General features: G+C 35.2%; 2 protein-coding genes. Both read right to left on the reverse strand.

Going from position 1 to position 549, the window contains the following annotated elements; translation table 11 throughout:
• Positions 1-21: 21 nt before the first annotated feature.
• Positions 22-243 (reverse strand): NADH-quinone oxidoreductase subunit H, encoded by a 222-nt coding sequence (locus tag ACYVPE_RS40000; protein ID WP_460624609.1) that lies wholly within the window; start codon positions 241-243, stop codon positions 22-24.
• Between the two features lie 87 nt (positions 244-330).
• On the reverse strand, positions 331-549 hold a 219-nt coding region (locus ACYVPE_RS40005; protein ID WP_461038756.1), incomplete at its 5' end, for a cupredoxin domain-containing protein.

The following is a 549-nucleotide window of genomic DNA, read 5'->3' on the forward strand; positions in this document are numbered from 1 at the left end:
TTCCAGCATATAGTTCTGTTTTCATTCACCTCTTACGAGATAAAGCCGCTCGCCTTTTTTATATAAAAAATTTTTTAACGGTTGTAGAACTCCATAATAACCTACCTTATTAGGTCCTACTCGTCGTTGCATAGCAGCAAGAACCTTTCGTTCAATAATAGTCATGAAAGCAACGGCTAGAAGAATAGGTACAAGCACAATAAGAACTTCTAGAAGATTATATAGTGATGTTAGAATAGCCATTTTTTATGATATTTTTAATCAGAGGTACTCAATACAATGATATATATATATACATTATAGAGTCTATTATGTTTCTAGATATTATTATTATGATTGTGAATCTAGCCAGCTTAGATACTTATCAAGTGATACTGCTTCTACTGCAATAGGCATGAATCCGTGCATTACACCACAAAGTTCAGAACATTGTCCGTAATAAACTCCTTCTCGTTCTGTAATAACGGATACTTGGTTCAGTCGACCTGGAGTACAATCAATCTTTAGTCCTAGAGATGGTACGGCAAAGTCATGGATTACGTCTGCCCC

Source organism: Streptomyces mayteni (genome assembly GCF_054783955.1).